General features: G+C 46.9%; 26 protein-coding genes and 2 pseudogenes. 11 read left to right on the top strand and 17 right to left on the bottom strand.

Going from position 1 to position 26,379, the window contains the following annotated elements; translation table 11 throughout:
- Positions 1-18: 18 nt before the first annotated feature.
- The 9 genes and pseudogenes from EL173_RS01980 to EL173_RS01940 all read right to left on the bottom strand — a co-directional run bounded on the left by EL173_RS01980 (position 19) and on the right by EL173_RS01940 (position 7,478).
- Positions 19-441: a hypothetical protein gene (locus EL173_RS01980; protein ID WP_005691458.1), complete on the bottom strand. Its 423-nt coding sequence runs from the start codon at positions 439-441 to the stop codon at positions 19-21.
- Positions 442-457: 16 nt separating this feature from the next.
- Positions 458-1,744 carry a PTS sugar transporter subunit IIC gene (locus tag EL173_RS01975; RefSeq protein ID WP_005685099.1) on the bottom strand — a complete coding sequence of 429 codons (1,287 nt, stop codon included), beginning with the start codon at positions 1,742-1,744 and terminating at the stop codon, positions 458-460.
- A 33-nt stretch (positions 1,745-1,777) separates the two neighbouring features.
- Positions 1,778-2,089, bottom strand: a complete 312-nt coding sequence (locus tag EL173_RS01970; RefSeq protein ID WP_005685100.1) for a PTS sugar transporter subunit IIB — start codon at positions 2,087-2,089, stop codon at positions 1,778-1,780.
- Positions 2,090-4,186: a BglG family transcription antiterminator gene (locus EL173_RS01965; protein ID WP_005691456.1), complete on the bottom strand. Its 2,097-nt coding sequence runs from the start codon at positions 4,184-4,186 to the stop codon at positions 2,090-2,092.
- Between the two features lie 402 nt (positions 4,187-4,588).
- Positions 4,589-4,696, bottom strand: a pseudogene (locus EL173_RS15375) (helix-turn-helix domain-containing protein); the annotation flags it as partial.
- 27 nt (positions 4,697-4,723) lie between these two features.
- Complete coding sequence (locus EL173_RS01955) at positions 4,724-4,939, bottom strand: hypothetical protein (RefSeq protein ID WP_005691454.1); 216 nt, start codon at positions 4,937-4,939, stop codon at positions 4,724-4,726.
- Positions 4,940-5,121: 182 nt separating this feature from the next.
- Positions 5,122-5,682 (bottom strand): hypothetical protein, encoded by a 561-nt coding sequence (locus tag EL173_RS01950; protein WP_005691452.1) that lies wholly within the window; start codon positions 5,680-5,682, stop codon positions 5,122-5,124.
- Entirely contained in the window at positions 5,679-6,113 is a 435-nt protein-coding gene (locus EL173_RS01945) for a MarR family winged helix-turn-helix transcriptional regulator (protein ID WP_005691451.1), read from the bottom strand. Before EL173_RS01945 ends, EL173_RS01950 begins: the two co-directional genes overlap by 4 nt.
- A pseudogene (locus tag EL173_RS01940) lies at positions 6,089-7,478 on the bottom strand (MFS transporter). The gene EL173_RS01945 and the pseudogene EL173_RS01940 overlap by 25 nt, the downstream one beginning before the upstream one ends.
- Before the next feature lie 678 nt (positions 7,479-8,156).
- Here EL173_RS01940 and EL173_RS01935 point away from each other — a divergent pair.
- From EL173_RS01935 to EL173_RS01905, 7 genes are all read left to right on the top strand, one after another.
- The gene (locus tag EL173_RS01935; protein WP_005691445.1) at positions 8,157-8,894 is read left to right on the top strand and encodes a hypothetical protein; all 738 of its coding nucleotides are present in this window, start codon (positions 8,157-8,159) and stop codon (positions 8,892-8,894) included.
- A complete protein-coding gene (locus tag EL173_RS01930) occupies positions 8,884-9,564 on the top strand; it encodes a hypothetical protein (protein WP_005691443.1) in 681 nt (226 codons plus the stop codon). The genes EL173_RS01935 and EL173_RS01930 overlap by 11 nt, the downstream gene beginning before the upstream one ends.
- A 44-nt stretch (positions 9,565-9,608) precedes the next feature.
- Positions 9,609-10,283, top strand: coding sequence for a rhodopsin (locus tag EL173_RS01925; RefSeq protein WP_223391042.1), 675 nt, complete (start codon positions 9,609-9,611; stop codon positions 10,281-10,283).
- Between the two features lie 11 nt (positions 10,284-10,294).
- Complete coding sequence (locus EL173_RS01920; protein ID WP_005691439.1) at positions 10,295-10,930, top strand: ATP-binding cassette domain-containing protein; 636 nt, start codon at positions 10,295-10,297, stop codon at positions 10,928-10,930.
- Positions 10,920-11,444, top strand: a complete 525-nt coding sequence (locus EL173_RS01915) for a hypothetical protein (RefSeq protein WP_005691436.1) — start codon at positions 10,920-10,922, stop codon at positions 11,442-11,444. The genes EL173_RS01920 and EL173_RS01915 overlap by 11 nt, the downstream gene beginning before the upstream one ends.
- A 146-nt stretch (positions 11,445-11,590) precedes the next feature.
- Positions 11,591-13,579 carry a penicillin-binding protein PBP4(5) gene (gene pbp4 / locus EL173_RS01910; protein ID WP_014571094.1) on the top strand — a complete coding sequence of 663 codons (1,989 nt, stop codon included), beginning with the start codon at positions 11,591-11,593 and terminating at the stop codon, positions 13,577-13,579.
- A gap of 148 nt (positions 13,580-13,727) precedes the next feature.
- Positions 13,728-14,543 carry a DUF2785 domain-containing protein gene (locus tag EL173_RS01905; RefSeq protein ID WP_014571093.1) on the top strand — a complete coding sequence of 272 codons (816 nt, stop codon included), beginning with the start codon at positions 13,728-13,730 and terminating at the stop codon, positions 14,541-14,543.
- 166 nt (positions 14,544-14,709) lie between these two features.
- Here EL173_RS01905 and EL173_RS01900 read toward each other — a convergent pair whose 3' ends face one another.
- Complete coding sequence (locus tag EL173_RS01900) at positions 14,710-14,916, bottom strand: hypothetical protein (RefSeq protein ID WP_005691430.1); 207 nt, start codon at positions 14,914-14,916, stop codon at positions 14,710-14,712.
- A 1,108-nt stretch (positions 14,917-16,024) separates the two neighbouring features.
- On the opposite strand from EL173_RS01900, the gene EL173_RS01890 reads away from it, so the two are divergent.
- The 4 genes from EL173_RS01890 to EL173_RS01880 all read left to right on the top strand — a co-directional run bounded on the left by EL173_RS01890 (position 16,025) and on the right by EL173_RS01880 (position 18,104).
- On the top strand, positions 16,025-16,222 hold the full coding sequence (locus EL173_RS01890) for a hypothetical protein (RefSeq protein WP_015764233.1): 198 nt from the start codon (positions 16,025-16,027) through the stop codon (positions 16,220-16,222).
- A 364-nt stretch (positions 16,223-16,586) separates the two neighbouring features.
- A complete protein-coding gene (locus EL173_RS15060) occupies positions 16,587-16,814 on the top strand; it encodes a hypothetical protein (protein WP_019728439.1) in 228 nt (75 codons plus the stop codon).
- Between the two features lie 136 nt (positions 16,815-16,950).
- Positions 16,951-17,637 (top strand): rhomboid family intramembrane serine protease, encoded by a 687-nt coding sequence (locus tag EL173_RS01885; RefSeq protein WP_005691422.1) that lies wholly within the window; start codon positions 16,951-16,953, stop codon positions 17,635-17,637.
- Between the two features lie 164 nt (positions 17,638-17,801).
- Positions 17,802-18,104 carry a helix-turn-helix domain-containing protein gene (locus EL173_RS01880; protein ID WP_005691421.1) on the top strand — a complete coding sequence of 101 codons (303 nt, stop codon included), beginning with the start codon at positions 17,802-17,804 and terminating at the stop codon, positions 18,102-18,104.
- Positions 18,105-18,208: 104 nt separating this feature from the next.
- On the opposite strand, the gene rbsK is transcribed toward EL173_RS01880, so the two are convergent.
- The 7 genes from rbsK to EL173_RS01835 all read right to left on the bottom strand — a co-directional run bounded on the left by rbsK (position 18,209) and on the right by EL173_RS01835 (position 26,255).
- The gene (gene rbsK / locus EL173_RS01875) at positions 18,209-19,150 is read right to left on the bottom strand and encodes a ribokinase (protein ID WP_005691419.1); all 942 of its coding nucleotides are present in this window, start codon (positions 19,148-19,150) and stop codon (positions 18,209-18,211) included.
- Between the two features lie 97 nt (positions 19,151-19,247).
- Positions 19,248-20,207: a D-ribose ABC transporter substrate-binding protein gene (locus tag EL173_RS01870; RefSeq protein WP_005691417.1), complete on the bottom strand. Its 960-nt coding sequence runs from the start codon at positions 20,205-20,207 to the stop codon at positions 19,248-19,250.
- A gap of 110 nt (positions 20,208-20,317) precedes the next feature.
- Entirely contained in the window at positions 20,318-21,298 is a 981-nt protein-coding gene (locus EL173_RS01865) for an ABC transporter permease subunit (protein WP_005685121.1), read from the bottom strand.
- Positions 21,282-22,784 carry a sugar ABC transporter ATP-binding protein gene (locus tag EL173_RS01860; protein ID WP_014571091.1) on the bottom strand — a complete coding sequence of 501 codons (1,503 nt, stop codon included), beginning with the start codon at positions 22,782-22,784 and terminating at the stop codon, positions 21,282-21,284. Before EL173_RS01860 ends, EL173_RS01865 begins: the two co-directional genes overlap by 17 nt.
- A 164-nt stretch (positions 22,785-22,948) precedes the next feature.
- The gene (gene rbsD / locus EL173_RS01850) at positions 22,949-23,341 is read right to left on the bottom strand and encodes a D-ribose pyranase (protein WP_005685124.1); all 393 of its coding nucleotides are present in this window, start codon (positions 23,339-23,341) and stop codon (positions 22,949-22,951) included.
- Between the two features lie 33 nt (positions 23,342-23,374).
- Positions 23,375-24,394, bottom strand: a complete 1,020-nt coding sequence (gene rbsR, locus EL173_RS01845; protein ID WP_014571090.1) for a ribose utilization transcriptional repressor RbsR — start codon at positions 24,392-24,394, stop codon at positions 23,375-23,377.
- Positions 24,395-24,806: 412 nt separating this feature from the next.
- Entirely contained in the window at positions 24,807-26,255 is a 1,449-nt protein-coding gene (locus EL173_RS01835; RefSeq protein WP_019728438.1) for an APC family permease, read from the bottom strand.
- Positions 26,256-26,379: the final 124 nt, after the last annotated feature.

The raw sequence follows: 26,379 nt of genomic DNA, 5'->3' as shown, positions 1-26,379 counted from the left end.
TAATTGCCTCCTAGCAAATTAATAACCAAAACCGGATCGCATCACGCGTTTTGACATATCGAGTAAGGCGTCGGTTTTATTAACCCATTTCTGAATATCGTCATCATTTTTAGCTTTGGCCGCGGCTTTTCGCTGAGTCTCGTACAAATTCAACAAAGCATTATAGGCATCGCCGAATTCTTCTTTATCTTTGAGACTCTCTTCATATGCTGCAATTGCCGCTAAATCATGACCTAGCTGTGCTTCGACTGCGCCTAATTGGTTATACAGTAAGTGGCGCTTTTCCTTGTCCTCAGCTGTCTGTTCAATTTGATGGGTTAATGCCGCCGCTTGTTCTTTCAAGTTTGCTTCGTCAATTGCACTGGCGTTTGCTGAGGCTTCTTTTGGCGCCTCGCTAATCGCCTGCTTTGGTTCTTTCTTTTTAAAAAGATTACCGAACATCGCGCTGCTCCTTTCTTCAGACTGCCTTGAGAATTGGCGTTAGAATCCATGCATACATCAACATCGCAACGATGGTATCAGAGTCAGTCGCTGACGCATTGACAAAACCGAATGCGGTGAGTGCAGTGACTAGCAAGGCTGGCAGCAAGGTGATGAAAAGTCCATGAATGACGCCGCCGATGATAGCCCCGCGACGACCGCCAACCACATTGCCGAAAATTCCGGCCGTGCCACCAGCAAAGAAATTGGTTAACATCCCTGGCAAGATAACGGCGAGACCAAACACTGGCATCAGGAACATCCCAATAACCGTTCCAATTGTGGTGGTGATGAAGCCTAGAATCACAGCATTAGGTGAAAACGGGAATAGTACCGGGCAATCCAGCGCTGGCTTGGCATTTGGCACCAACTTCATCGCAATTCCGCGGAAGGCTGGCACAATCTCACCCAATAACAACCGCACGCCGGCTAGTAAAACGTAAACTCCGACAACAAATTGGATACCCATCATAAATGCATTCATGATATAGTTCAGGCTTGTTCCGTTACCGGCATACTTAGGTCCTGCAAACGCCGCTGTAATCATGAATAGCGGAACCATTACCACCGCAACCGAGAGATAAGTGTCTTGCAAGAACTCCATGTACTTCGGTAGTTTGATGTCTTCAATTGAGTGCTTCTTTTCGCCGCGTTCACCGAAAAGCCATGCTGCTCCGGCTTCTACCATGTAACCGACCGTACAGAAGTGCCCAAGCGCAATCGCATCGCCTTTGGTAATCTTGCGAACGAACGGTTGGGCGATCGCGGGCATCGCAACTGCAAAGATCCCGCCGATAACACTGCCGACAATAATGGTCATCACGGCATTCAATCCGGCCATCTTCCCACCGACTACTGTCATTGTCGACATCCATAAAAGTGCCTGACCCGTTAAGAAGATGTACTTCCATGGCGACACGCGGGCAATGATAATGTTGACGATGAAGATTCCTAAAAACGTCAGCGCAATTTCATTTCCCAGTCCCAGCGTGTTCATCGCTTGGCCGTTAATTGCCTCAATGCTTGGAACGACACCTTTTAAATGAAAGCCATGCTGAAAAATTTTTCCAAAATACGTGAGTGCGGTGACAATAATGGCAGATCCTGCTGATAGCACCTGGAATCCCAACAGCGTCTTAAATGTTCCGGTTAATACCGCCCCAAACGATTTACGTTGTAGCAGCAACCCCAACATCGCAATGAGCGCAATGGTGATGGCGGCCTGCGTCAGGATATTTTGGATAATAAAGTTAACCACAACCATGATTCTTTCCCTCCTTCATATGCGGATTGGGACTCACACCGACTGTTCTGACAATGATTTGATGACGGGCACAAGTTTGGCTTCAATTTCAGCGGGATCGACAATGTTATGCAAGAATACAAACTTAATGGCCGGATCAAGGTCGTATTGCTTAAACTGTGGGGCAAAATTTTCAGCGGAAACAATGATGTCGGCACGCAAACCCGGTGTGGAAGAAATCGCCTCGTGTTCAAGGTTCTCCTCTAATCCCAGGCGGTTTAAAACATCCTCCGCCGTCATTTGGCAAGCCAGCGATGAACCCAGCCCAGCGCCACAGATAAAATAAATCGTGAGCTTCTTACTCACTTAAATCGTCTCCTTTGAGGTCTTTTCATTGAATAGAATCTGTTTAAAAGTCTGCAAATCAGTTTGCTTAGCCAGTTGATCCACTTTTTGCTGATCATTAATCAGTTGAACAATGGCCTTCATCACGTTTAGGTGCGAATAATTATCAATCGCAGCAAGGCAGAAGATGATTTTCACAGGGTCATTATCCGGATTACCAAAATTGATCGGCGTGGCTAACGTTGTAATGGTGACCGCCAGTTTCTTGGTGCCGTCTTCAGGCCGTGCGTGTGCTAATGCAATGGATGGTCCGATGACAATGTACGGACCGAACTGTTTAACCGAATCGATCATTGCCTGAACGTAATGCTCGGTAATATCGCCTTCATCCAGCAATGGTTTGGCAGAAACACGGATGGCATCTTCCCAATCGTCAGCTGTCTGTTGAAGCTGAATCTGCTGATCATTGACTAAATCTTTCAACATCGGCTGAACCTCCCTTTCGTTAATTTCGACATGGTTTTCGCTGAAGGCTGCTTGCAATGCCGCAAGCAGTCCTTTATTGACAGTGACTTGATGCTGCTTTAAGACATCCAGAATGGACTGGAACAATCGTGTGGGATCAAAAGTCCGGCCTTCATACTTGGTCAATGTTGCATGTTGGTTAAGAAAATCCGCAACGTGCTTTAAGTCAGCCTCTGAAGGAATCGGGCTCACTTTAAGGCTCGGAATCTTTTCAATCGGCATGTCCACGGTTTTAAAAACAACGGTCACGGGCAGCTTGCGTAAAACGCTGATTTCCGATGTGCTCAGAACCGCCAAAACATCGATGTTAAAACGCTCCTCTAACTTGGCAGCAAGTACTCTGCCGGTGGCGGTCCCAAAGTTACAAACAACGGCGGCTTGATACTTGTAGTCTTGACGTTGCCGCTCTTCAGCTTGAGTAGCGGAAAAGTACATGGCCAGAAATGCCTTTTCATCATCAGACATCGGCAAGTGGTAGCGGGTGTTTTCAAAGAAACGATCAACCGCGTGATAAATTGGTGCATAGCCTTGTTGAATGGTGCGTTTCAATGGATTGACAGCCTTCACATGCCTAGACACCCGCTTGAACAGCGCGGTCATGTGGTTATATAGCTCTTCGAACAGTTTTTCATTTTTGGAAAATGGAAAACCGATTTCTGTTTCCATATGATCAATCAACGCCACGCTGAAAATCTGGGCTTTGACCCAATCGTCAAGATCAATGGCACCACGCCGGTTAAAACTGCTGATCAAGAAGCTGACATAGGCAAATTCACTTGCAACATCAAGCTTCAAATCATAGTGCTGAATTAAAGCGTTAAGAAATTTGGTGGTTGCTTTATTTAAATCAACTTCACCCTCATCGTCCTTGAGGTAATGGCCATTTGAAACGCGATGCAGCCAGATGATGAGCAAAACTGTTACTTGCTGGCTGTACATATCGTTTGCGGCCAAAGCGCCATTAGGAAAGCATTTCAGTAATAAAGCGTGGATATAGGCAACATCCTTCTCCGTAAAGACTTCTTTCATTTTGTTGATGTACATACCACTTGCGATCAGTTGTTGCGAAACCAAGGTGGCCAAAGCATGTTGCCGGGTTAAGACATCTCCAAACATCGTGCGAATGGAGCGCTCGTTACCTTCAAGCTGTGCGCCTAATTTGGGATGTGTTGTTAACGCCAAATTGTACTTAGCTAAGTCAGCGCGTAACCGCCGCAAATCAGCATCCATCGTACTTTTGCTAACCTGCATGGCAGCTTGTTCGTCCACCAAATACAGTGGTTTCGTCGCTTGCAGTAAATCGAGTAACAAGTAGACGTTTCGTTGTTCAGGGGTTAATGCACCTTGACTGACACTGTTGAAGTCAAGCAGGTCAGCTAACGATTGGTGTTGGGCTTTTGAAATATGATTGTAGGCGACACCTCTTTTGATCGTGAATAAGGGCAGCTGTTTTTCAGCAAGTAAATCATTTAGCACCTGAATCTCATTACGAATGGTTTTAATCGTGACATCAAACTGTACTGCCAACTCATTCAGAGGTATTTCCGAACTGTCCAACAATGTCCGTAGAAGATTCGTCAATCTTTCTCGCATTGCTTTGCCTCCTTACATTTTCTATACTAAGCAAGCGCTTACATTCCGAAAAGTAGAACCTTTTTCCTTCACTTGGGAAACGAATTGCACCTTGATCAGTATTGCGCATGATGAAACGCTCATAACGGCAATGAATGGGTCATTGCCCCTCTTCCCCGTTTTATAATCCGAAGCAGTTCAGTTGCTAGTAAAAAGCGCTGATATCTCCTTGATTTGGAAAATATCAGCGCAAATTTAAAAAGTCTGCAGGTCTTTTCGCCAGGATCTTTATTGAGACAAAGATTAGCATCATTGCCCGACAGTCCAATACACATTTCATTAATAACCTGCCACATCATAAAAACAGCGATGCAATTGACCCTCCTTATCCACACGGGTCAATCGCATCGCTGTTTGTATTTTTTAAGCAGTTATAGAAATCTTCAACTTAAGCCCTAGCCCTGCTGCATAACGATTCAAGGTATTGAAAGAAGGAACGGAATCAAGCTGCTCAATTTTTGCTATCATAGGCATCATTTTCGCTTGCGCTTCACAAGCTCACTCCTCATCCGCCAACTGCTCCAACGCCCGCTCTAACTTAGCAATCTCATGCTCCGTTGTCTCCAACTTCGCCAGCACTTCCTCCAGCGTGAGCCCTTCTGAACTATAACCCTTATACCGCGCGCTGATATAATCCTCGTCTGCCAACCGGCGCGCCGCTTCCCGTAAGTCACCAAGCCGCGCGACTAAAGTTTCAAAATCCGGTTTTGCCACTGGATCGCCTCTTTCTGTCTCTGACTTCGCATCAAGACGTTATCTTACCAAAAGGCTGCCTTTCTGCTTTTCCTCACCACTTCAAAAGTGTTTTCCTTCACCAAAAGGCTGCTTTTCTGCTTTTCTCACTTCATCAAGGGTATTTCACTCTCTCACCAGCAGGCTGCCCTTTTCCACAACACTCACGCCAATGCATTCGGCGCTGCCATCTGTGGGCCTTTACCTTCATACGCCAGCACCCAATCATCATAATTCCACATCTCCGTGGCGCGGCGGTTCCTGAAGTAATCCCAGTACGACTCGCGCTCTACCTCAATAACACGATTATCCGGCCCGATCGTCACCCAGTTGTACGAACCGTTGCGGTGAGCAAACTTGATCCAGTAAACCGGCGTGCTGATACGTTCGCCATGATCGAAGTAGTGGCGCTCTTGGCGTTCAGTGCGCATGTAGGTCAGGTTGGCGGCGTATGTCGAATCCAGCTGCTGGAACAGTTGGCTTGCTTGGTGACGCGCACGTTCAGCAGCAGGCAGTTTTCCGCCAGCTTTAAAAGTACTGTCGTTGAAACTGATCACGGTTCCCGCTTCATTCCGGACCAGCGTTATGTGCGCGTTATTTGGCGTGATATCAGCGGAGGTCTGCAAGCGCTCGACTGTCACCGGTTCACCGTTTCTGGTTCGCGAAGTTGTCTGGACCACGTGATAATCTGCCGGAATCCCTAAAATCGCCATCACGTTTTTCATCGATTCGCATCCTCTTTCGTTTTATTGAGCACATCAAGTATTTGTTCAAACTTAACCTTGTCCGCAGCCGCCAGTTTCGCGGTTAGTTCTGCTTCATACTCGGCGACAATTTGGCTGACGCGCGGAACCAACGCTCGCCCCTCCGCCGTTAAACTGATCACCCAGGCACGCTTGTCATCCATCGCCTTTTCCTTGGTGACCAAACCTAGCGCGATCAGTTGTGCCAAGCGTCTGGTCACGTTGCTGGCGTTAAGATGAATCTTTTTGAAAAGGGTATCCTGCCGCATGTCCTCAACGCTGCCTAACTTCAAAATAAAGTAATAGTTGCTGGCATTGAGTCCGGTTGGAGCCAGCCGCAAATCCAAGTCGTGTTGAATCTGGCGGGCCAGAATGTTCACCCGCGAAATCAGTTCATCTGGTTCTGAGTCCATTTTCCATCCTTCTTTCTTAACATGATCGCGGCAAGTAAAAAGAGGCTTGCGGCAACAAGGAAACTCACTCGCTGTGCGGTCAATAGCGCTGCTGGTGCGGTTTTGGCAAGGTTACGGGCGGGCGTCATCATTGCCAAAACTTGATAAAACACCAAGCTCGAAAAGGCGCTGCCGATGCTCATCCCTAACTGCCGTGCCAGTGAAGTCGCCGCACCCACCTGCCCGCGCATTTTGGCATCAACGCTTTGAATCAGCATGACGCTGTTGGGATTGGTAAATAACGCGGTTCCGACAGCGAAGGTCATGGCGACCAGTACAAATGGCCACAGCCGTTGTCCGCTGGGTACCAAGGCAAACGTCAAATTACTGAGCACCAGCAATCCCAGGCCCACTCGCATTGACCGCCCTTGGTCAACGCGATCGCTTAAAATACCTGCCAGCGGATTGGCAACGAGCGAAACCAGCGGCGGTAACATCAACAGCATCCCCGCCAGCGCAACCGGCAAGCCGAGCAGCACTTGCAAGTAAATCGGCGCCAGTAACGTGAAAAAATACGCCCCGACGTAATTCAGCAATGACGCCCCTAAATTACGACTGAAGCTAGACTGCCGAAACAGCTGCACATCCAATAATGCGTGGGCTGCATGGCGCTCAACTTGCCAAAATCCCAAGCCGCCGACAACCATCAACGCCAGCAAAACGCCTGCCACAAGCGGCTCGCGATTGATCTGCAGTATCACCAACAATCCCCCCAGCAGTAGAAGTATCAGGAATCCGCGAATATCCAGTTGTACTTTTGCCTGTGACCGTGATGCGCGCGGAAATACCAGCCATTCAATCACCACACACACCAAGCCAATCGGTAAATTGACCCAAGAAAATAAAGCCCCACGGAAGATGGCTTAAAATCAAGCCGCCAATCCCCGGGCCAGCCAGCGCGCCTAACGAAATAAAAATCGACTCGACTCCCAGCGCCCGTCCCAGCAACGCCGGCGGAAAGACATCGGCGACAATTGCATAACTCGTTGCCATGGTCATACTCGCACCCACCGCCTGAACGATGCGGGCCGCCAAAACCAACTGGAGATTCACCCCTAATCCGGCCACCGCCGAGCCAAGCAAAAACCAATACGTCCCGTGAATAAAAAGCCGCGTTCGGCCAACTTGATCGGCTAACTGTCCAAAAAACAACAGACACACGCTGATCGTGGTCAAATACACCGTCAACAGAAGATTCACCCGACTAGGCTGCACCGCCAATGCCTGCGCAATCGTCGGAACCGCCACGACAACAATGGTGCCATCAATGATCACCATAAAGAAAAACAGCCCGAGCGTCATGAGTATCAGCCAGCGTTTGAACACATACTCACCTCCAGCTGATAGTATAGTCGCATTTATTTGCGTGCGCAAGCAATTATTTTAAGATTTTCCTTACGCTCATTTCTTTTAGCGTCTTACTCCGACTTCTCATCATCCTCGGTTCACTCACCCCGACCACCTGCTAAAACTAAAAAAATGTTTCGCCATAATTTCGCTGCTAAAAAACTTTCAACTGTGAAAGGCTATTGCGTTTTGAAGCCACGTTAACCTTGCATCCGAACATGCATAATGACTAACGACTATCTGTGATCCCATCAAAAAATCGACTGACAACCAAGGGATTATAAGCTCTCAACACGACTGTATCTACTTCCCTTATCAATGAATTAAATATATTTCAATATTAAAATCCAGTCTATTTCATTCTTAATATCTTAGCACTCCCAGCCCACGTTTTCAGTTTGCAGCTAATGGTAACCATAAAATTTAATTGACCACAACTTTAAGCAATAGTATGCTCCAAATCATAGCCTGCATCAAAAATTTTTCTAATCCCTGATCATCTTTAGTTTCGATGTTTCCAGAACCACGCCAAATTCTTCACCGCACCCAGCCGAAGCCCACTCCACCTTCTGCTAGGTGCTATTTCATTTAAAGCGAGGTGTTTCCCTATTGTCATTTCTATGGCTACGCTTACCAAGAAAACGACTGTTACTTGCCATGTCAGTCGCTTTTGCCATTAGCGCTCTACAAATGATCCAAGTCTTAGGCCCGATTCCGCCAATGGACTCGCCGTACACGCGCTGGCTGTCAATTGACCCATTCAACTTTTCGCCGATCATCTTTTTCATTTTATTGCCGCTCATTGCCAGCATCCCTGCAGCGTCATTGCTAAAAGAAGACGCCGACTCCGGTTTGTTGGCAAAAGTTAAATTGTGTTTTCCCGTTCAAAAAGTTATCCGATCCTATGTTGGATTAGCCTTTTTGACCGGTTTTATACTTGTGGCACTTGTTTTGGCGCTTAACTTGTTGTTTTACTTCATGATGCTGCCAAATATTCGTCCGGATAATCTGCTGAACAGCAACATCCTTTTGACGAATCAAAATACGCTGTTTGTAAGCCTGTATTACGCCAATCCGTTGTTACACGCACTGATTTCAATTTTATTTGCGAGCTTTTGGGGTGGGCTTTTCGCCGTCTTTGTCATGGTGACGTCATTGTGGATTAAGCATGTTTTCGTGGCGTTGAGCACAGGATTGATTGTGCAGATTGCGATTTTGATGCTTAACAGTTTACTCATGCTGCCGGACTTAGTTAGCTTCTCGCCAGCCGATTTCCTGCACGAGATGGCCCCGAATACCAATATCAGTTTACCGGTCACCGGCCTCGCCACCTTGACGTTGCTCACTTATTGCCTGGTTTTTGCCCGAATAGGGGTGAAGCGGCTTGTACCATAATGTCATTCGGCAACAGAACTTACTGACACCAGCGTTTTTAAAAGTTTATCTCGTCTGTGGCCTCATTACCGCCATCATCAGTTTAACTGGGATTAACTTAATCGGTGAACTCACCTCCTCCCCGGAACAAATCATGGTCCTCATCTTCCCCCGCTACCTCATCTTTAGCGGCCTCATGCCAACCTATTTGCTCAGTCTACTGCCTTGCATTCAACCCCGGGTACAAGATGTTTTGTTATATCAATCGCGAAAAATAATCACGCTGCAAATCCTTTACCGCGTCAGCATCTCAACCTTACTGATGGCCGGCATTTGGAGCCTGACCAACATAACCGTGATCACCGTCAATGGCGCTGCTTATCTTCTGGAAACCATCTGGCTATACTTACTGATTCACGCCGTTTATCTTTGGCTGGCCTGCTTTCTGCTCGGATTGATTGCCGCAACGATTGTGCTAGCAACCAAAAGCAAGCTCATGGCCTTTTTCGTTAGCTTTGGCATTTGCGGGCTATCGTTTTTCCTCGTGATCTCTCACTTGCCTTCGCTGCTTTTCGACTTTTCCGCCCGCGATTCAAACCCATTACTGCTGGCAAAAGGCATCATCATGCTAGGACTGGTTTGTTTCATGACTGCTTTATTGACCGCCATCGTCAACAGGAGGGACTTATGATCTGGCGTTTATTTTGCAACTAATTACCCTTCTTCTGGTACCTCATTCGCACGCGCTTTCTTTTTTGGTTCATCTTAATGAATGCTGTGGTTATTCTTCTAAGCATGCAAACTGCCGGGAATCCGCATGCGACCATTTTCTCACTGTTTTTTGATGGGGTGAGTTTTAGAGCTGCTGAAACGCATCGGGTCGTGTTACCTGTATTATGGTTTGCTTATTTTTTCGTGCCTTTGTTAATACTGCTCAACGGCCTCCAACAACTTTGGCACACCCGCACGATTCATCTTAGAGGACTTCAAATCCCGCCGCGGAAATTTGCTGAAGTGAATCTCATGCTTATTGCCTTGATCACCACCATTTATGAAGTCGGCGCTATCGGTATCATGGCCATCGCCGCCGCTTTTAATCTTCATTTCGGTAATTGGCAGGGATTGGCAGCAGTCGGCGGTCTTTTTGTCACCACTTGGCTAGGCGTCTTCTTACTATTATTACTCCAAGCGATCGGTAATCATTTTAGTCCGTCATTGGCGCTCATCATCCCTGCCTGTCTGCTCATCGTTAATGCTTATACGGCTATTCGCATGAATCCGCTTGGTTACCTCATGCTCACACGGATCAACGCAACAAACGCTTGGCACCCCATTCTTGTTCTGCTTGGCGTCAGCAGTTTAGCAACGATGGGTTACTTAGCCGTTGAGCGTCACGCCAGTTTAAATTAAAGGAGAAACTTATGGGTTTAATTGAATTACATCAAGTGGCCAAAACGATTAAACGCCGCCAGCTCTTGCATCACGTTGAAGCAAGCATTGAGCGTGGCAGCATTACGACACTTGAAGGCATTAATGGCTCCGGAAAAACATTAATTTTAAAAGCATTACTCGGTCTTATCACAGTAACAGGTCAAGTCGTGGTTGCCGGAAAGACGGTCAGCCCTCAAGAAGCCTATCCGATTAAGGCTGGCATTTTGATCGAAAATCCCAGCCTGATTGATGACTTCACCGCAATGAAAAATCTAGAACTGTTGGCACGACTAGATCCCACTATCCAACCGCAACAACTCGATGACCTGCTGACCTATTTTGAGCTCACAAGGTTTCCAACCCAAAAAGTCCGCAAATTTTCGTTGGGCATGAAGCAAAAGCTGGGGATTGCCGAAGCGTTCTTAGGCGGCTATCCATTAATTGTCCTGGACGAGCCCACCAACGCTTTGGATCATGACAGTATTATCAAATTGATTGACCTGATTCAACGCTTCAACGCCAACGGGTCAACTTTTGTCATCGCCTCGCACAATCACGAATTTGTCGAACAGGTTGCGACTCATAAGTTATCTGTCAAGGAAGGGACGATCCAGCATGAAAGTTAATCCCAAGTTCTGGATGATTAGCGGATGTCTGGTTGTTTTCCTCGGTATTATTGGCTTTCTGCGCTATCAACAGGTCAATGCCAACCCGCAGCAACGAGGCGTCATCAAAGAGGTGCTGATTAAAAGAGGCCAACTTGTTCATGCTGAAAATGTCGACTTTAGGGTCAGTAAGGTTCAGGTTTTGAAAAAGAAAGATCAGGTTATCGTTCCTGTGACCCTCGCGATTAAACAAACAGGACCGGCAAATTATGGTCATAAAAAGGACAACCCTAATTACATCGAAAACATGTGGTTGAACATTCCTTATAGCATGAGCAGCCAAACCGATACCATTTTCGATAACAACAAAGTCAGGGTTAAACCAGCGATGCATCCTTCAGCCGTGCGCCAACCATTAACCCTACAATTCTCAGCAACTCGGACAAGTTATGAGCATCGCAACCAAAAAATGCGCTTCAGCTTCCTCGTGCCCGTCGAGAATTATCTTGTGAAGTATTCGTTGTTGCTGGAATGATGTGGTTGATTAGCGTTGAGTACGTCTAAAGCAATTCTACAAAGGCTGTAATCATTGCAAAATTCCCCCGGTTTCTTCCCTTCCCCCAGAAGCGTAGAATGGCGTTATACATGGAGAAGCGTAAAAACTAGAAATGGGGAACAGACATGAAGAAATCGACGCGCACCATCTTGATTAGTGTGGTCGCAGCAATTGTCGTCATTGTGGGTGGCTTCGGTGCCTTTCGCTGGTACCAAGGCAAGGCTGAAGGCGACCAGGTTAAGGCCACGGCTCAAGCCTACACGAAAGCTTTTGCCAACCGTCAATATGAAAAAGCCGTTAAACAAGTCGACACTAGCCACCTCAAAGGTCCGGGCTGGCAGTATACCGCCAAAACTCTGGCTGAGCGCAATCAGGCCGTTTTCGACCGGATCGGCGCTAGCAACATTAAAATCACGGATCTGAAAACAACCAATTCTAAAGACGGTACCTATCAACTCACTTTTACCGCCAACATGAACACCAAAATCGGCAAGCTCCCGGCACAGCATTACACCGCGCCGATCGTTAAAGTCGGCGACAACTGGCGCATTCGCTGGACGCCAAGCCTGCTGTTTCCACAAATGGATGGCAAGGACACGGTTCAGATTAGTTTGACAGCTGCCACGCGCGGGAAAATTCTCGATCGTAATGGCCAGGCACTCGCCACCAACGGCAATGTCACCCAAGCCGGCCTGGTTCCTGGCAAGCTGGGCTCCGGCGATGAACGGACCGCTAATCTAGCAAAAATTGCGACTGCCTGGGATGTGAAAACCTCAAGTCTTGAAACGCTCCTCAAGCAGTCCTGGGTCACTGATGATACGTTTGTACCGGTCAAAATCGTCACCGATTCCCCTGCATTAACCGGGGCAGCTTACCAAACAATCGGCTCACGTACTTATCCGCTAGGCGAGGCCGCTGCTCAACTCGTGGGATACGTTGGGACGGCAACCGCCGATGACCTTAAAAAGCATCCGTCACTGACCGCCAACAGCAAAATCGGTAAAGCCGGTTTGGAACAAATTTATGACCATTACTTGCGCGGTACGGATGGCGGCACGATCGCAATTCGCAACGGCAGCAACAGCCACCCCCTGCTAGACACCAAGGCAGTTGCCGGTAAGAACCTGAAACTGACGATTGACGCCACCAAGCAAAAAACCGCCTATACCCAACTAGCAGGCAAAAGCGGCAGTGTGGTCACCATGGATCCAACCAACGGCGAACTTTTAACCTTAGCGAGTTCCCCCAGCTACGATCCCAATGCCTTCGTGAACGGCATCAGTCAAACCAACTATGACAAATACGCCAACAACACCGAGCTACCATTCCTCAGCCGGTTCACCCAACGGTACGCACCGGGTTCCACTTTTAAAATGCTAACGGCTGCGATTGCCCTGCAAAACAAAACCATCACCCCTGACACAACCAAATCTATCTCCGGTCTCAAATGGCAAAAAGATAGTTCGTGGGGCGACTACAAAGTAACCCGCACCGTTGACGCCGGCCCGGAAAACATGACCCAGGCCTTGGTTAACTCCGACAACATCTGGTTTGCTCAAGTAGCACTGAAAATGGGCGCCTCTGCTTACCTCAAAGGTCTGGAGCCACTTTTCAAAACGCAAGCCAACTTACCTTTAACCATGAAAAAAGCCCAAATCTCCAACAATGGCAAGCTCGCCTCCGAAACGCTTTTGGCCGACACCGCTTATGGTCAAGGGCAACTGCTACTATCGCCAATTGAACAGGCGGCGATGTACAGTGCCATCGCCAATGACGGCACCATGCAACAGCCAACCTTGATTCAAGCTGCAAAAGGAAAACGTACCAGCGTGCTCCAAAGCAATGCCGCCAAAACGGTCAAAACCGCCTTGACCCACGTTGTCTCCGATCAAGCCGGTACCGCCCATGACCTCGCCATCGACGGCCACACCATCGCCGCCAAAACCGGCACGGCCGAACTCAAGCAGAAACAGGACACAGACGGCAAGGAAAATGGTTTCTTAGTCGCCATGGATGCCGACAAGAATACCTACCTCACCGTCGCCCTCATCGAAGGCACCGGCAGCGGGGATGTCGTGACGGCAATGAAGCCTTTTGTGGCTAGTTTGTACTAAATTAATGGTCACTTTCGAAGATACGCCAATCTCACATATTCCGGTGAAATTGACGTATTTTTTGAACCATCACCCTGCTTAATCATTTTTTGCATGACAAGAAAGTTCGTGTTGAGAAAGACCCACCCTCGAAAAGGAGATGACCTTCATGTACCAAGAACTTGTCACCCTGAGCCTAGCAAAAGATCCATTGCACTTCACGGATAACCAATGTATTTGGCTACTAGACCATGTTGGTGACCCCAAAAGTAAGATTCGCGATCAACTTGTTTATAGTTTGTTCGCGCGTGGCTTCCAAACACCGGGTTTTAGAAAAGATCAAAGGAAGCTATTAGCCGATGTGGCAACTCAAAGAGCGCAATTATTTGATGGCATCGATAATCCGCAGAGTGATAAAGTCTTTACGCGCACATTCACGGCTTTATTAGGCGCTCTCTTTCTGGACGCAGATGCTCGTGAACCTTTTTTAACGACCAGGCAACGGAATACGTGGTTAAATTGGGCCGTCAACTACCTTCGTTTGGAACAGGACTGGCGTGGCTTTATTCCTGAAAAAGGCTGGGCACATGCCGTTGCACATGGTAGTGACTTAGTAAGTGCTGCAATCGCACACCCAAAAGTAACCCCCGCCCAAATCAAACAGGCCTTAGCGATTATTCCCAACATTTTAAGCCGGCAAAAAACGCCCTTCCTCGATGATGAAGAAGAACGTCTTGCTACAATCATTCAAACTGCCAGCCGCAGTTCCCAAGTTCAGTTAAAGCAAATATCAAGTGTTCTCGCAGAAACTGATCAACAACGCTGGGCAGACTATGATCAGAATCCATCAAACTTAAGCGCCTATTATCGACTGTCCGCTTGGAAAAGGATCTTAACATCTCTATACTTCATTGCCCCACCACTTCGGCCAGAGGTGTTGCCAAGCATTGAAAGCTATTTTCGAAAGATGGGATATGCTGAATGATAGTTGGTGCTTCATATAGGTGACCTTAATGTCTGGTTGCCAGTCTTGGACAATTCTTGGTCAGTTTAATTAATGGCCACTTGTTAAAGATTATGCAGCACTTGATTAAGCGCGAGCGGCAATATATTAATCATTCCGATTACATCCATCGGAAACTGTCAAGCAACTATAATTTAACCCCTTTTTTACCTGCAGTAACTTTAATTGAGATGTCGTCTGCAACCTTATAGGTAATAAAGAGACCTAGCACCCAAATATAGCTGGCAACATTTGGGTCTATGTGGGTTGCTAGCTCTGTTACTTTGCAACCAATGGCAGCAATAACACCAAATATCAATACTCTTTTAATGCTTATAAGTCTAAGCCATTTCATAGCACATACCTTTTTAACTAGTAACAATTCCTGTCAACTTTACTCGAAGCAAGGTTAGTAACTCGCTATCCTATACTCAACATAGTTACAGCCGGCAGTTGGGTTTGGTCATGTCTGCCTCTGTAACAACATAAATTCCTCGCAAATGATTTTCTCTTTTTTGTTTCAACAAAATTACATTTCATCATCAACGGTTCTTTCAAGAGCTCTAGTTTCAACAATAATTTTAAATCCGGCTCGCTAATATTCGCTAATATTTAAATTTAAAGATGACTAAAACGATCAAATGTGATATAGTTCGTTTAGGTTAAGGAAATCAGTATAACAACACAATAGCCGCCTCCCCTGTCCGGGAAGCGGCTATTTTTTTCTCCCGGCTAGCGCGATCTATAAATAAGAACACGGATTTTCTTGATAATAGAGCTACCTCACCGAATAGGGACAGCTGGCACATCATTCTGTTTCACCTTTTTTGACTTTTTCTGCATAATGCCAAATTTCAAACAGAAGTTGATAATAATTTCTCACAAGGTAATCCGGGTTCCACACCGCGTATCAACCCAAGGAGTCAAATGTCAAATTCTCTCTACTTGGTTTGATTGCATTTCTAAGAATAATTCTTTCAATCCTTCGTTGCGCATCCACTGGATCACGCGTTGCGACCCGATAAAGGAATGTTAACCCGTCGATTGCATCTTTTCGTTGTTGCTTAGTGATCCACATAATAATGACCTCATTTGTACCTCGATACAAAATCTAAACCCAAACACCTCAATGACGCTTAGCATGTCAAGTAATCGCTGTATATATGGGAAATGAACTGTTGCCACGCGGGACAAATGTAGTCGCTCAATCCATTAAAGATCCTGATCTGTTAAAGATTAATGTCTGGGTATTCAACTATCGACAAGGCGTTCAAATTAATTACACCCAAAGTGATCACTGCGTACAGTACTTACATACGGTTTTTAATGAGTTTAATCATTACTAATGTATTTGATTATTTTTTCCTTAAAGTGTTGTGGAAAATTGATTTGTGCCATTTACTGTTGTGCATTCTAATTTAGTGAGTCCCGTAAACAATCACCTTCGGAAAGGAAGACATTCAATGCTCGAAAAACTGGTAAACAATGTCTTACAGTTAGATTCAAATTCTCTCACCAAAGCCAGGAGCGGAAATATCATTCCGTATCGTGGAGATTTAAACCAAACGTTATATGAACAAACGCCAATCTATGGGATGACTCATAAATACAAATTACCAATCGTCCATCCAATCAAACAGAATTTTTTAACTTCTAATTGATATAGAACATAAGCGAAGGACAACAATTCAAATATTCAAGAACATCTTGGTGGGAATTGCCCGTTCAGTCAATTTATCTAAAAGCCAATATGGCTCGATTTTCCACATAAGGGTTTTTGTGTGTCTATGACCACGCTTTACTTTCCTAGCAATCCATATGGCATCGTCAAAAGTTTATATTTTCTTTTTTGGCCTAAAACAATTATATATAATGTTAATTTATTGTGTTTTTAATACTTACTAAGCGTTTTACTACAGAAAATTGATTTTTTCTTGACCACTTGACTTTGTTGCGATATATTAACGCTACACTCATGAGTTTAACATCGTAATGTCACTATTGTCGCAAGCATGGAGGAATAACATGAATAACGTTAATATGATTAAGTTCGAAAGCATCACTACGATCTCAGATGAGACTCTTCAGACCACAATTGGTGGCGATCACATACCCAACAGTGGTGGTGGTGGTGCTTTGCCTATTGGTAGAAACATTTTTACTCCTGCAGACCTTCCGGGCCCAAATGGTTCGCCATATTACGGATCTTCAAATCAATACCGTAATGCTGGCCGGCATTGGGCAAGAAACTAGTTTTTGATTGGAGAGTTATGATCAAACAAAACTAGGCCTATAGGTAACAAAGAAGGCGGAACAGATCAAGTCCGCCTTTTTGAATACTTATATTTGTAGACATGAATCCGACTCGAAAGAAAGAGGTTAGATATCCATGATACAGAACTTGAAAAGATCGAATCTTTTATCAATAGGTTTAGCAGCTAAGGGCACCTCCGTCATCTGTTGTATATTAGTTTCTTGCTACTTTTTGTTTTCAATTTTAACCAATACGTTTATGGTTCCTGCATCCAACTTTGTGGGAAATATACCTTCAGTTTTAAGAGGTGAATTTTCCTATATAATAACTGGTCCGCTATATCACTTTGAATGGAATCATTTAATGTGGAATCTTCTCCCAACGGTTGTTCTAGGCCCCTTCATAGAATGGAAAATTGGAAGTGTCGCGCTTGTGATTGGATTCTTTACTTCTGGTTGGATTGGAGCCCTTATTTTCTGCTTTGGGTTTGGCGGGTATATTCAGTCAGCCTTAGGAATAAGCATATACATTTGTCTGTTCTATGGTGCGTCTATATCAGTTTATGCTTTGTTCCCAATGTCCGTGTTTGCTTTTTTAATAAAGAAACCTGATTTTTCTTTAATTACGAAGGCTATTTTAACGGTGGCATTCTTTACTCTTATATTAGGAATATTGCCGAAACAGAATGCGACAGACGCGCAAAAATTTGTACAAATTGCACATCTTTCCGGCTTCCTTGCTGGAATTATTTGTGTAATTATGATTTTTGCATTACGAAATTGGAAGAAGGTCTTTTGCAGTTTTTTTAAACAGATTGACTGACTAAAACGCAATGTTCTAATAGAAATTAGGAGAAGGTTTGTGTTTACCTTTAAACGTGATTCAGTAACCGTTACAAACACTACTATACCCACCGAAATGAAGGAACCCTTCGAACCAAGCGTGATGACCAGCCCGCGGATGCCGAGTTAGGGAGAGAAAAAATCTTGAAGAACATAAAGAAATTTACTGAAACAACGTCAACGGATATGGATGCCTTCTTCGCCGAGATGATGCAAGACTCCAGCTACAGGAAGCTAGCCGAATCTGAAAAAGCCAAGCTGGCAAGCGCCTATGCTGTTCTAGAGGCAAGGCAAAATGCGGGATTGAGCCAACAGGAACTTGCAAACAAATCAGGCGTTCCTAAGACAACGATTGCGCGTATCGAACGAGGAAGCAATACAAGCATCGAAACGCTAACCAAAATCGCAAATGCTTTAGGCAAGCAAGTAAGGGTCTCGATAGTTTAATTGATAGGCCGCTAATGCCAACCTTAAAAATCGCGTCGACCTCCCATTTTCTGAGAAGTTGACGCGATTTTAGTCTAACTGATCTTCTTCGGACACGATTAACCTTACGCAGGACCCATTTTAACCTTTGCCAACCCCGCACGCACCTCATCCCCCATCGGAATCGACGGGAATGCGCCGAGCTTCTGGACAGTAAACGAGCTGGCCATGCTGGCGTAAGTTGCGGCATCGACAATATTGCCGAGATCGGGCTGAAGGTTGCTGACTAAAGCACCGATAAAGGTATCCCCTGCTGCCGTGGTATCTACGGCTTTGACCTTGAAGGCCGGGACGAGGGTTGCCTGACCATTTAGCGAAATGAAAGAACCTTTCGAGCCGAGGGTGATGACCACCCCGCGGATGCCGAGTTGATGATAATACGCGGCGGACTGGCGCATGCTGGCTTCATCGGTAACCGGAATGCCGGTGATCAATTCGCTTTCAGTCTCGTTAGGTGCGATTAGATCAACATTTTTCAGCAGCGCTTCTGGCAGATCTTTTTGCGCCGGTGCGGGGTTTAAGATGGTTACTTTATCCGCAGCTTTGGCGATTTTGAATGCTTCGGCTGTGGCGGCTACCGGCGTTTCCAGTTCAGCAACCACAAAGTCAGCCGATTGAATCAAGCCAGTCGCCCGCTGCACATCCGCTGGCGTCAGTTCAAAGTTGGCGCCATGTTGAATGATGATCGAGTTTTGGCCCGATGCTTGGAGCAGAATATATGCCTGTCCGGTTTCCGTGTCTGCGGTGGTTGCAACATATTGGGTATCAATTTGATTTTTCACCAATTCGCCGCGCATGAAAGCAGCGTTGGCATCATTCCCGACGCGCCCGATGAAACTGGTCTTAGCGCCAGATCGCGCCGCCGCAACCGCTTGATTGGCCCCCTTACCACCGGCAGCTTTAGAAAAAGCATCCATTTGAATTGTTTCCCCCGGCTGTGGCAGTCGTTGAATGTGCAAGATAGCATCCACATTGATACTGCCAATAACGACAACATGATTAGGCATAAAGACCCCTCCATTTTTCCATTTAAAAGGGACCGCATCCGGCCCCTTTTTTGTTTACCTTACCGCGCGACATTGCTTGACCAGCATAGCATGAAGCTTACTTGTTCGCATCCTCGGTGGTGACTAATGACAACGGCGATTCAATATTCTTCTTAATCGTCTTGCCGTCAAAATGATCATAGGCTGCTTGCAGTGCTAAGCGTCCCATCTCTTCTGGCTTTTGCGCAACAGTTGCAGCCATGTCGCCTGCTTTGACGGCTTTAATCCCATCTGCTTCACCGTCAAAACCAACAATAGTAATCTTCTTACCCGCGGCTTTAACTGCCTGCACCGCGCCTAGTGCCATTTCATCGTTTTGTGAAAAGATACCGACAATATCACCGTTACCTTGCAAAATGTTCTCGGTAACCGTCAAACCCTTGGCCCGATCAAAACCGGCTGTCTGCTTTGATACAATGTCAAGCTGACCCTTTGCCGCGCCATCAAATCCTTTTCCACGTTCGCGAGTTGCGGAAGCGCCCGGGATTCCTTGCAGTTCGGCAATCTTGGCGTTCTTACCGAGCTTTTCAATCATATACTTCGCGGCCATTTCCCCACCTTTTTTCGAGTTGGAGGCAACCAGCGTCAACACTTTGCCGCCATCACTGGAACGATCAACGGTGATAACCGGGATTCCGGCATCATTGGCATCTTTAACGGCTGGCGTAATCGCACTGGAATCGACTGGGTTGATAATCAAAATGTCGACTTTTTTCTGGATCATATCTTCAATATTGTTGTTTTGTTTAGCAGTGTCATTTTGGGCATCGGAAACCTGAACATTAGTTTTATTTTTCTTCGCCAAATCCTGAATGCCGTTACGCACGGAAACAAAGAATGGATTCGACAATGTGGACAGCGACACACCGACTTTCAGATCCTTAGGCGCTTTCTTGGTAACTTTCGCATCACCGTCAGACTTTGACCCCAACCCCGTGTTTCCACAAGCAGTTAAGGTAAAAATCGCAGCTGCAGCGATAACTGCAACCATTAAGAAGCGCTTGAATGTGTGTTTCATGAAGACTCTCCTCCTATTGTAAAAGCGTTAATGTGAGCGTGACTCTGCACGACTCAGTTCCAGCAACCAACTTAAAGTGTTTTAACTCGCAAGCACCCGCCTGCGATGAATTACCCATTATTACCGGACCGCCGATCAAGTAGCACGGCGATCAGGATGACGATGCCTTTGACAATTTGCTGATAGAAACTGGAAATCCCCAGCAAGTTCATCCCGTTGTTCAAAGTACCAATAATCAACGCACCGATTAACGTCCCAAAAATGCGACCTTTCCCACCAGCCAGCGATGTCCCGCCAAGCACGACCGCAGCAATGGCGTCCATTTCATAAGAAGTACCGGCGTCCGGTTGCGCTGAACTCAGCCGCGATGTGAGAATGATCCCTGCGATTGCTGCCATTAAGCCGGAAATCGTGTAAATCAGCATCGTCACAACCTTGGTGCGCACCCCGGCAATCCGAGCGGCAGTTTCATTGCCACCCAAGGCATAAGTTTTCCGGCCGAAAGCGGTTTTATGCAAGAGCACAAACAGCACGCCATAAACTACAATCATGATGATAATCGGAAACGGAATGCCGAACAGATAGCCGCGGCCCATGAACTGGAACAAGAAGCTGTTGTTCATTTTCGCGCCGGTAATGGGATTCCCATTTGTGAAAACATAGGTGGCGCCGCGGAAAATCGTCATCGTGGCCAAAGTTGCGATAAACGGAGCTGCCTTCCCATAAGCGATTAAGACGCCATTCAATAGTCCAAACACAGCGCCTAAGATCAGCCCGACCGTGAGTGCCAGTGGAGCGGCAAATCCGCTTGTCAACATTGAAGCGGTGACCGCACCTGACAATGCCAGAATGGAGCCGACTGACAGATCAATTCCGCCAGTGAGAATTACGAAGGTCATCCCAAAGGCAATGACCGCATTAATCGAGACCTGCCGCAATAAGTTCAATAGGTTGGCTGGTGACACAAAGGTGGGGCTCATCACCGTGACCAAAATGATCAGTACAACCAAGGCCAGTAGCGGTCCCAATCGACTAAAAATCTTTTTTACGTCTACTTTGCTAGCTGCTTTTGTCTTAGATTGCGCCTGCATGTTCTTCCACTCCCCCTGTTGCCAGCGTCATAATCGACTCTTGCGTTGCGGTCTGCCCATCCAAAATACCAGTCAGTCGCCCTTCATAAACCACGGCGATCCGATCACTCATTCCTAATACTTCCGGCAAGTCACTGGAAATCATGATAATGGCAACATGCCGATCCGTTAGCTCGTTCATCAGATCATAAATCTCCCGTTTGGCGCCGACATCCACACCACGCGTCGGCTCATCGAGAATCAAGACTTTCGACCCCGAGCCGATCCACTTAGCCAACACGACCTTCTGCTGATTCCCGCCACTGAGGCTGCCAGCAGTCACGTCCGGTCCCATCGCTTTGACTGTAAGCCTTTTCATTAATAATCGAACAAAATCATCAGTGGCTTTATCGTCCACCAAACCATGTTTCACAAACCCATCAATCGAAGGCAAAACTATATTGTCGTGAAGCGAGTCATCCAGAATCAATCCCTCGTCCTTACGATTCTCCGTCAAGAAACCGAGATTGTGACGAATTGCCGCTTGCGGATCACGAATCTTGACCGGCTGTCCGTCCAGCAGAATTTCGCCGGACTGATACTTGTCGATTCCAAAAATTGCCCGCATAATCTCGGTTCGCCCCGCACCCATCAGCCCGGAAAAACCGAGAATTTCACCTTGACGGACGCTGAAACTGACATCTTGAAAGACGCCTTTTTCAGTTAAGTGCTTAACCTCCATCGCAACCGGGCCAAAAGTCGGCGTGCGCTCCGGATAAAAGTCTTCGATCTCCCGCCCGACCATGTCCTTGACCAACTGTTTCATCGTGACATCTTTGGTGGCGTATTCGGTGATTGAGCGTCCATCTCGCATCACGGTCACTTTGTCTGCAATCTCGAAAATTTCTTCCATGCGGTGGGAAATATAAATAAATCCCACGCCCTTAGCCTTCAATCGCCGCACCACTGTGAAAAGTTGACTAATTTCCGTCTCAGTCAAAGCTGCAGTCGGCTCGTCCATAATGATGATCTTAGCATCGGTCATCAAAGACTTCGCAATTTCCACCATTTGCTGGCGACCAACACTCAAGCTGCCAATCGGTTGATCCACATCAAGCTTTGCCCCGAGCAAACTTAGATAATGATCGGCTTGATCGCGCATCGCCTTGCTGTCCATCAACCCAAAACGATTACGCAGCTCTTTGTTTAAAAACATGTTGTCAACAACGGACATTTCCAGAAAATTATTCATTTCCTGATGGATAAAACTGATGCCATGCTGCTCAGCCTCCATCGGTCCGGAATAAGTGGTTGGCTGCCCATCCACAAGAATTTCGCCGCTGTTGGCTGGGTATAAGCCGGTGAGAATGTTCATCAAAGTTGACTTACCGGCCCCGTTTTCACCCATCAAGGCATGAACCTCACCGGAATCAATGGTAAAATTCACCCCTTTTAAAACCTGATTGGCGCCAAAGCTCTTGGTGATCTCCTTCATTTCGATCTTCATTTTGCTTTCCCCCAAGTGCTGATTGTGGTGTGAATTGTTCTGAAACGCGTTCACTGGTGCAGCGATCTGCATGTAAGGACCTCTGCCGCAATGGCCAAGACCGGGCCATCACGGCTGAGGCCGCTTACATTCCGATCGCTAACCGCACCAGTTCACGCTCTGTTTTAAAAAGTAACGCCACTTTCCAACAATATATTGGCATAAGGCGTCATCTCACCAGTTCGGATGAAGGCCTTAGTTTTGCTGAGATCTTTTTTCATTTGGTCGTGCGGGATAAAGACAATTGGCACGTCAATGAGTTGCTGAATTTGTTCTAATTGTTTGGGATTTTGCGTTTTGATTTCTTCGGCCAGATAGACTTTTTGAATCTGTAGTTCAGTTAAGACATTTTTCAAAACGTCCATGAAGCTAGGCAGATTTCTGCTAACGGCGAGATCGATCTTCCATGTGTCTGCTGGTACCGGCATGCCGGCATCGCCTATCCCCAACAAGTCAAAGTGCCCCATATCGGCAATCACTTGTGACAGTTGGGTGTTGATGACAGTCCCTTTTTTCAATGCGTCCTCCTCCTTGTGAAAATGCCTTGACGATTAGCCGCGGTGGTTCGTTATTTTCGTTGAGCCGCGTTTCACCAATTTCACGGGCAGCTCAATTGTGTTACGCGTGTTATGCTCGCCACTCATCTGCGCAACCAGGAGTTCAACAGCTTGTTGGCCTAACTGATCAATTGGCTGGGCGAGGGTGGTTAATCCTGGCGTCATAAAGCGTGCTTGTGTGACATCATCGAATCCGACCACCGCGTAGTCAGCCGGTATCCGCTTGTGTTGCTCATACAAGCCGCGGTAGACTCCACTGGCGACATCATCATTGATCGCGATGATCGCCGTGGCATCGGTCTTGACGATCTGTGCCACCGCTTGCCGACCGCCTTCCGGATTAAACGCGCTGGGGAAAATCAGCCCCGGATCTAGCTGGACCCCATACTGCGCAAATGCTTGCTGATAACCTGCCATCCGATCCTTCAAGTTAACGGTCAATCGTTGCGGCAATACGAATGCGATGCGGCGATGACCCAACTGCAACAGGTGATCGGCCACCAGAAACCCGGCATGCCGCTCGTCAATCCGAATGCTGTCGCCGGTCATCAGCGTGGTCGCCTGATCCGTAAACACCATGGGCAGATTCAATTGCTTCCCGACTTTTTGGACAATCTCCTGTGAAGCTTCCGGTGCCGCAAGAATCAGTCCGCGTTGGGTACCGCCCAGAAACTGTCGAATAAAATAATCAACATTTTCATGGAACCCATTAATCGAAAAGATTTGCGGAAACAGCCCGCGCGGAATGGCGGCTTTTTCCACGCTAACGACAAAGCTGGCGAAGAAGGGGTTCATCATATCGGGAATCACGACCCCGATTGAGTTGCCGCGCTTGCCGACTAGTCCCCGGGCAAAAAGATCCGGTTCATAGCCCAATGCTTCTTTAGCGGCCAGCACCCGTTTGCGTGACTTTTCGCTAAACCGCGCGCCTTTGCCATTTAAAATTTGCGAAACAGTGGTGACGGAAAGCCCGGTTTCCTTGGCCACGTCCGTAATCGAAACTTTCTTCTTCACACCAACCACGACCCTATTTGCTGAGTTAGGTAAAACGTTTTACTTAATCTTGCAAACCAAGCTTACCCCGCACATGGAAGCGCTGTCAACTAAATCAAATCATTTTTCATGAAACAAATTTAGCTTAAATTAACATGCAGCTCATTTGTTGGGTGAATCAACTGCTATACACCGGCTTGCAAAGTGTCATCTCACGGATCTTGTGTGAACCAGACTTTTTGTTAACTTGAGGTGCGTATCTGTATTGCTGAAAACATGATCCTGTTGCATAACAGCAGTATCAATCAGTTTGTGAATTCTGCTCAATGGCTGTGAAACTTTTTTGCTGGTCGGATTGAGGCCAACACCTTCTTCGATGCAAAAAAATAAACCGTTATCCCAAAACTTTTCGGGATAACGATTCATCTGCTGCTTACAGCAATTTTTCCTTGATCACATCTCGTCGTGCCAACAGCGGCATGATGAAACCAAAGCCGAAGAGGACGATGACGGAGATGATATTCATGATGAGCTGATGGGTCCAGCCGTTGGTTCCAAACACAACTTCCTGAGGTAAGAAGCCTAGTGTTGCACAGATAAAGGTAAAGACGAAGCACCAGCCGCCGACTAGATAGGCACCGGTTTTGCTCTTGATAAAGGTGTAGCCGGACGTGAATTTGTCGGTTTGAGCGCGCAACGCCAGGAAGGCCACGAACACGAGCGCCGTTTTATACGGTGACACAATGCCGTTTAAATTCAGCAGCCAGTTGAAAATTGCATTGATGTTCGGCAATGTGCCCGACAGCAACAACAGGAACAAGCAAAGTGAGGCGGTGAAAATATAGCTATGTACTGGCCGCCCTTGCTTATTCTTCTGCAATAACCACTTCGGCATAAAGCGCATCGCCGTATCGGCAGACAACACACGGCTAGAGGCATCAATCAACACCGCCAACTGCGCCAACATGAACAACAGCTGCGTGACCGCAAACAAATACATCAGCGTTTTACCCCAACCCCACGCCTTACCTAGCATGGAAAAAGCGTAGTAGGCGCCGTTCATTTTCAAGTCATCCGGCAGATGGTTGGCGTTGAACCACACGCCTAATGCAAGCGAACCGAAGATCACCAAAAACCCGGTCATCAGTGCCAGTGCCCACATCGCTTTAGGAAATTGCTTCTTCGGGTTCCGCAACTGCGCGATATACGTGGCCCCCAGCTCCGCACCGGAAGTGGCAAAAATCAACAGCCCGGTTGTCGCAAAATAATGCAGTGAAAAGTGGGGTCGAAATGCGTCCCAGCTAAAGTGCGTGGCTGAGGGCATCCCCTTAGCCAATCCCGCCGCGGTCAACGCCACAAATAGCACCGCCATCAAAAACATGGCTGCCCCGCCGATGAGCGACATCACTTCAAGCGACCGCGAGAACAGATTCTCCAAGACGATGAATAAAAGAATAATGGCAAAAGTTAGCAAGCCAAATGTCAGATTCGACATCCGCTTACCCAAGCTATTGTCGCCGAGAATCATCCACGAAAGCGCCACAATAACGGCATTTGACACGTCAACCAGATAAGGCAGCGTCTGAGCCCAATAAATCCAGCTGGTCCAATAACCCCAGGTATCCCCCAGCGTCCGCCGCATCCAGGTTGCCAACCCGCCGCCTTCATCAGCCCGGGTAAAAGTCGTCCCCAGCTGTGCCGCAATCAATGCATACGGGACGATGTTGACGATTAATAAAATCACCCAGTTGATCACAACAGACAGGCCTTGATTTTGAAACGGGTAGAAGATGTTTTCAAAACCAATAACCGTAATAAAAACAAGCAAACTTAAAACTGGCCAGCTCATATAACGCTGGGGTGTCAGTTCATTTTCTTGCACAATTTAATGCCTCCAAATACAAACTAGGAGTGTGGGTCGCTTAAGCTTCCAAGTTACCGGGCACCAAGCTGACTTGCGTGGGTTCTGATCGTCAGGTTAAACGTATCCGACTGCCATTTTGATC

Source organism: Lacticaseibacillus rhamnosus, assembly GCF_900636965.1.
In the GTDB taxonomy this organism is placed as follows: Bacteria; Bacillota; Bacilli; order Lactobacillales; family Lactobacillaceae; genus Lacticaseibacillus; species Lacticaseibacillus rhamnosus.
The sequence above is the reverse complement of the archived record's forward strand: the minus strand, read 5'-3'. Positions and strand labels throughout refer to the sequence as shown.

What these genes read in the sequence shown, in the direction of transcription:
- EL173_RS01980 (WP_005691458.1), bottom strand. Translation starts at nt 441, where the DNA reads ATGTTCGGTAATCTTTTTAAAAAGAAAGAACCAAAGCAGGCGATTAGC.
- EL173_RS01975 (WP_005685099.1), bottom strand. Translation starts at nt 1,744, where the DNA reads ATGGTTGTGGTTAACTTTATTATCCAAAATATCCTGACGCAGGCCGCC.
- EL173_RS01965 (WP_005691456.1), bottom strand. Translation starts at nt 4,186, where the DNA reads ATGCGAGAAAGATTGACGAATCTTCTACGGACATTGTTGGACAGTTCG.
- EL173_RS01950 (WP_005691452.1), bottom strand. Translation starts at nt 5,682, where the DNA reads ATGAAAAACGTGATGGCGATTTTAGGGATTCCGGCAGATTATCACGTG.
- EL173_RS01945 (WP_005691451.1), bottom strand. Translation starts at nt 6,113, where the DNA reads ATGGACTCAGAACCAGATGAACTGATTTCGCGGGTGAACATTCTGGCC.
- EL173_RS01935 (WP_005691445.1), top strand. Translation starts at nt 8,157, where the DNA reads ATGTCAGTCGCTTTTGCCATTAGCGCTCTACAAATGATCCAAGTCTTA.
- EL173_RS01920 (WP_005691439.1), top strand. Translation starts at nt 10,295, where the DNA reads ATGGGTTTAATTGAATTACATCAAGTGGCCAAAACGATTAAACGCCGC.
- EL173_RS01915 (WP_005691436.1), top strand. Translation starts at nt 10,920, where the DNA reads ATGAAAGTTAATCCCAAGTTCTGGATGATTAGCGGATGTCTGGTTGTT.
- pbp4 (WP_014571094.1), top strand. Translation starts at nt 11,591, where the DNA reads ATGAAGAAATCGACGCGCACCATCTTGATTAGTGTGGTCGCAGCAATT.
- EL173_RS01905 (WP_014571093.1), top strand. Translation starts at nt 13,728, where the DNA reads ATGTACCAAGAACTTGTCACCCTGAGCCTAGCAAAAGATCCATTGCAC.
- EL173_RS01900 (WP_005691430.1), bottom strand. Translation starts at nt 14,916, where the DNA reads ATGAAATGGCTTAGACTTATAAGCATTAAAAGAGTATTGATATTTGGT.
- EL173_RS01890 (WP_015764233.1), top strand. Translation starts at nt 16,025, where the DNA reads ATGCTCGAAAAACTGGTAAACAATGTCTTACAGTTAGATTCAAATTCT.
- EL173_RS15060 (WP_019728439.1), top strand. Translation starts at nt 16,587, where the DNA reads ATGAATAACGTTAATATGATTAAGTTCGAAAGCATCACTACGATCTCA.
- EL173_RS01885 (WP_005691422.1), top strand. Translation starts at nt 16,951, where the DNA reads ATGATACAGAACTTGAAAAGATCGAATCTTTTATCAATAGGTTTAGCA.
- rbsK (WP_005691419.1), bottom strand. Translation starts at nt 19,150, where the DNA reads ATGCCTAATCATGTTGTCGTTATTGGCAGTATCAATGTGGATGCTATC.
- EL173_RS01870 (WP_005691417.1), bottom strand. Translation starts at nt 20,207, where the DNA reads ATGAAACACACATTCAAGCGCTTCTTAATGGTTGCAGTTATCGCTGCA.
- EL173_RS01865 (WP_005685121.1), bottom strand. Translation starts at nt 21,298, where the DNA reads ATGCAGGCGCAATCTAAGACAAAAGCAGCTAGCAAAGTAGACGTAAAA.
- EL173_RS01860 (WP_014571091.1), bottom strand. Translation starts at nt 22,784, where the DNA reads ATGAAGATCGAAATGAAGGAGATCACCAAGAGCTTTGGCGCCAATCAG.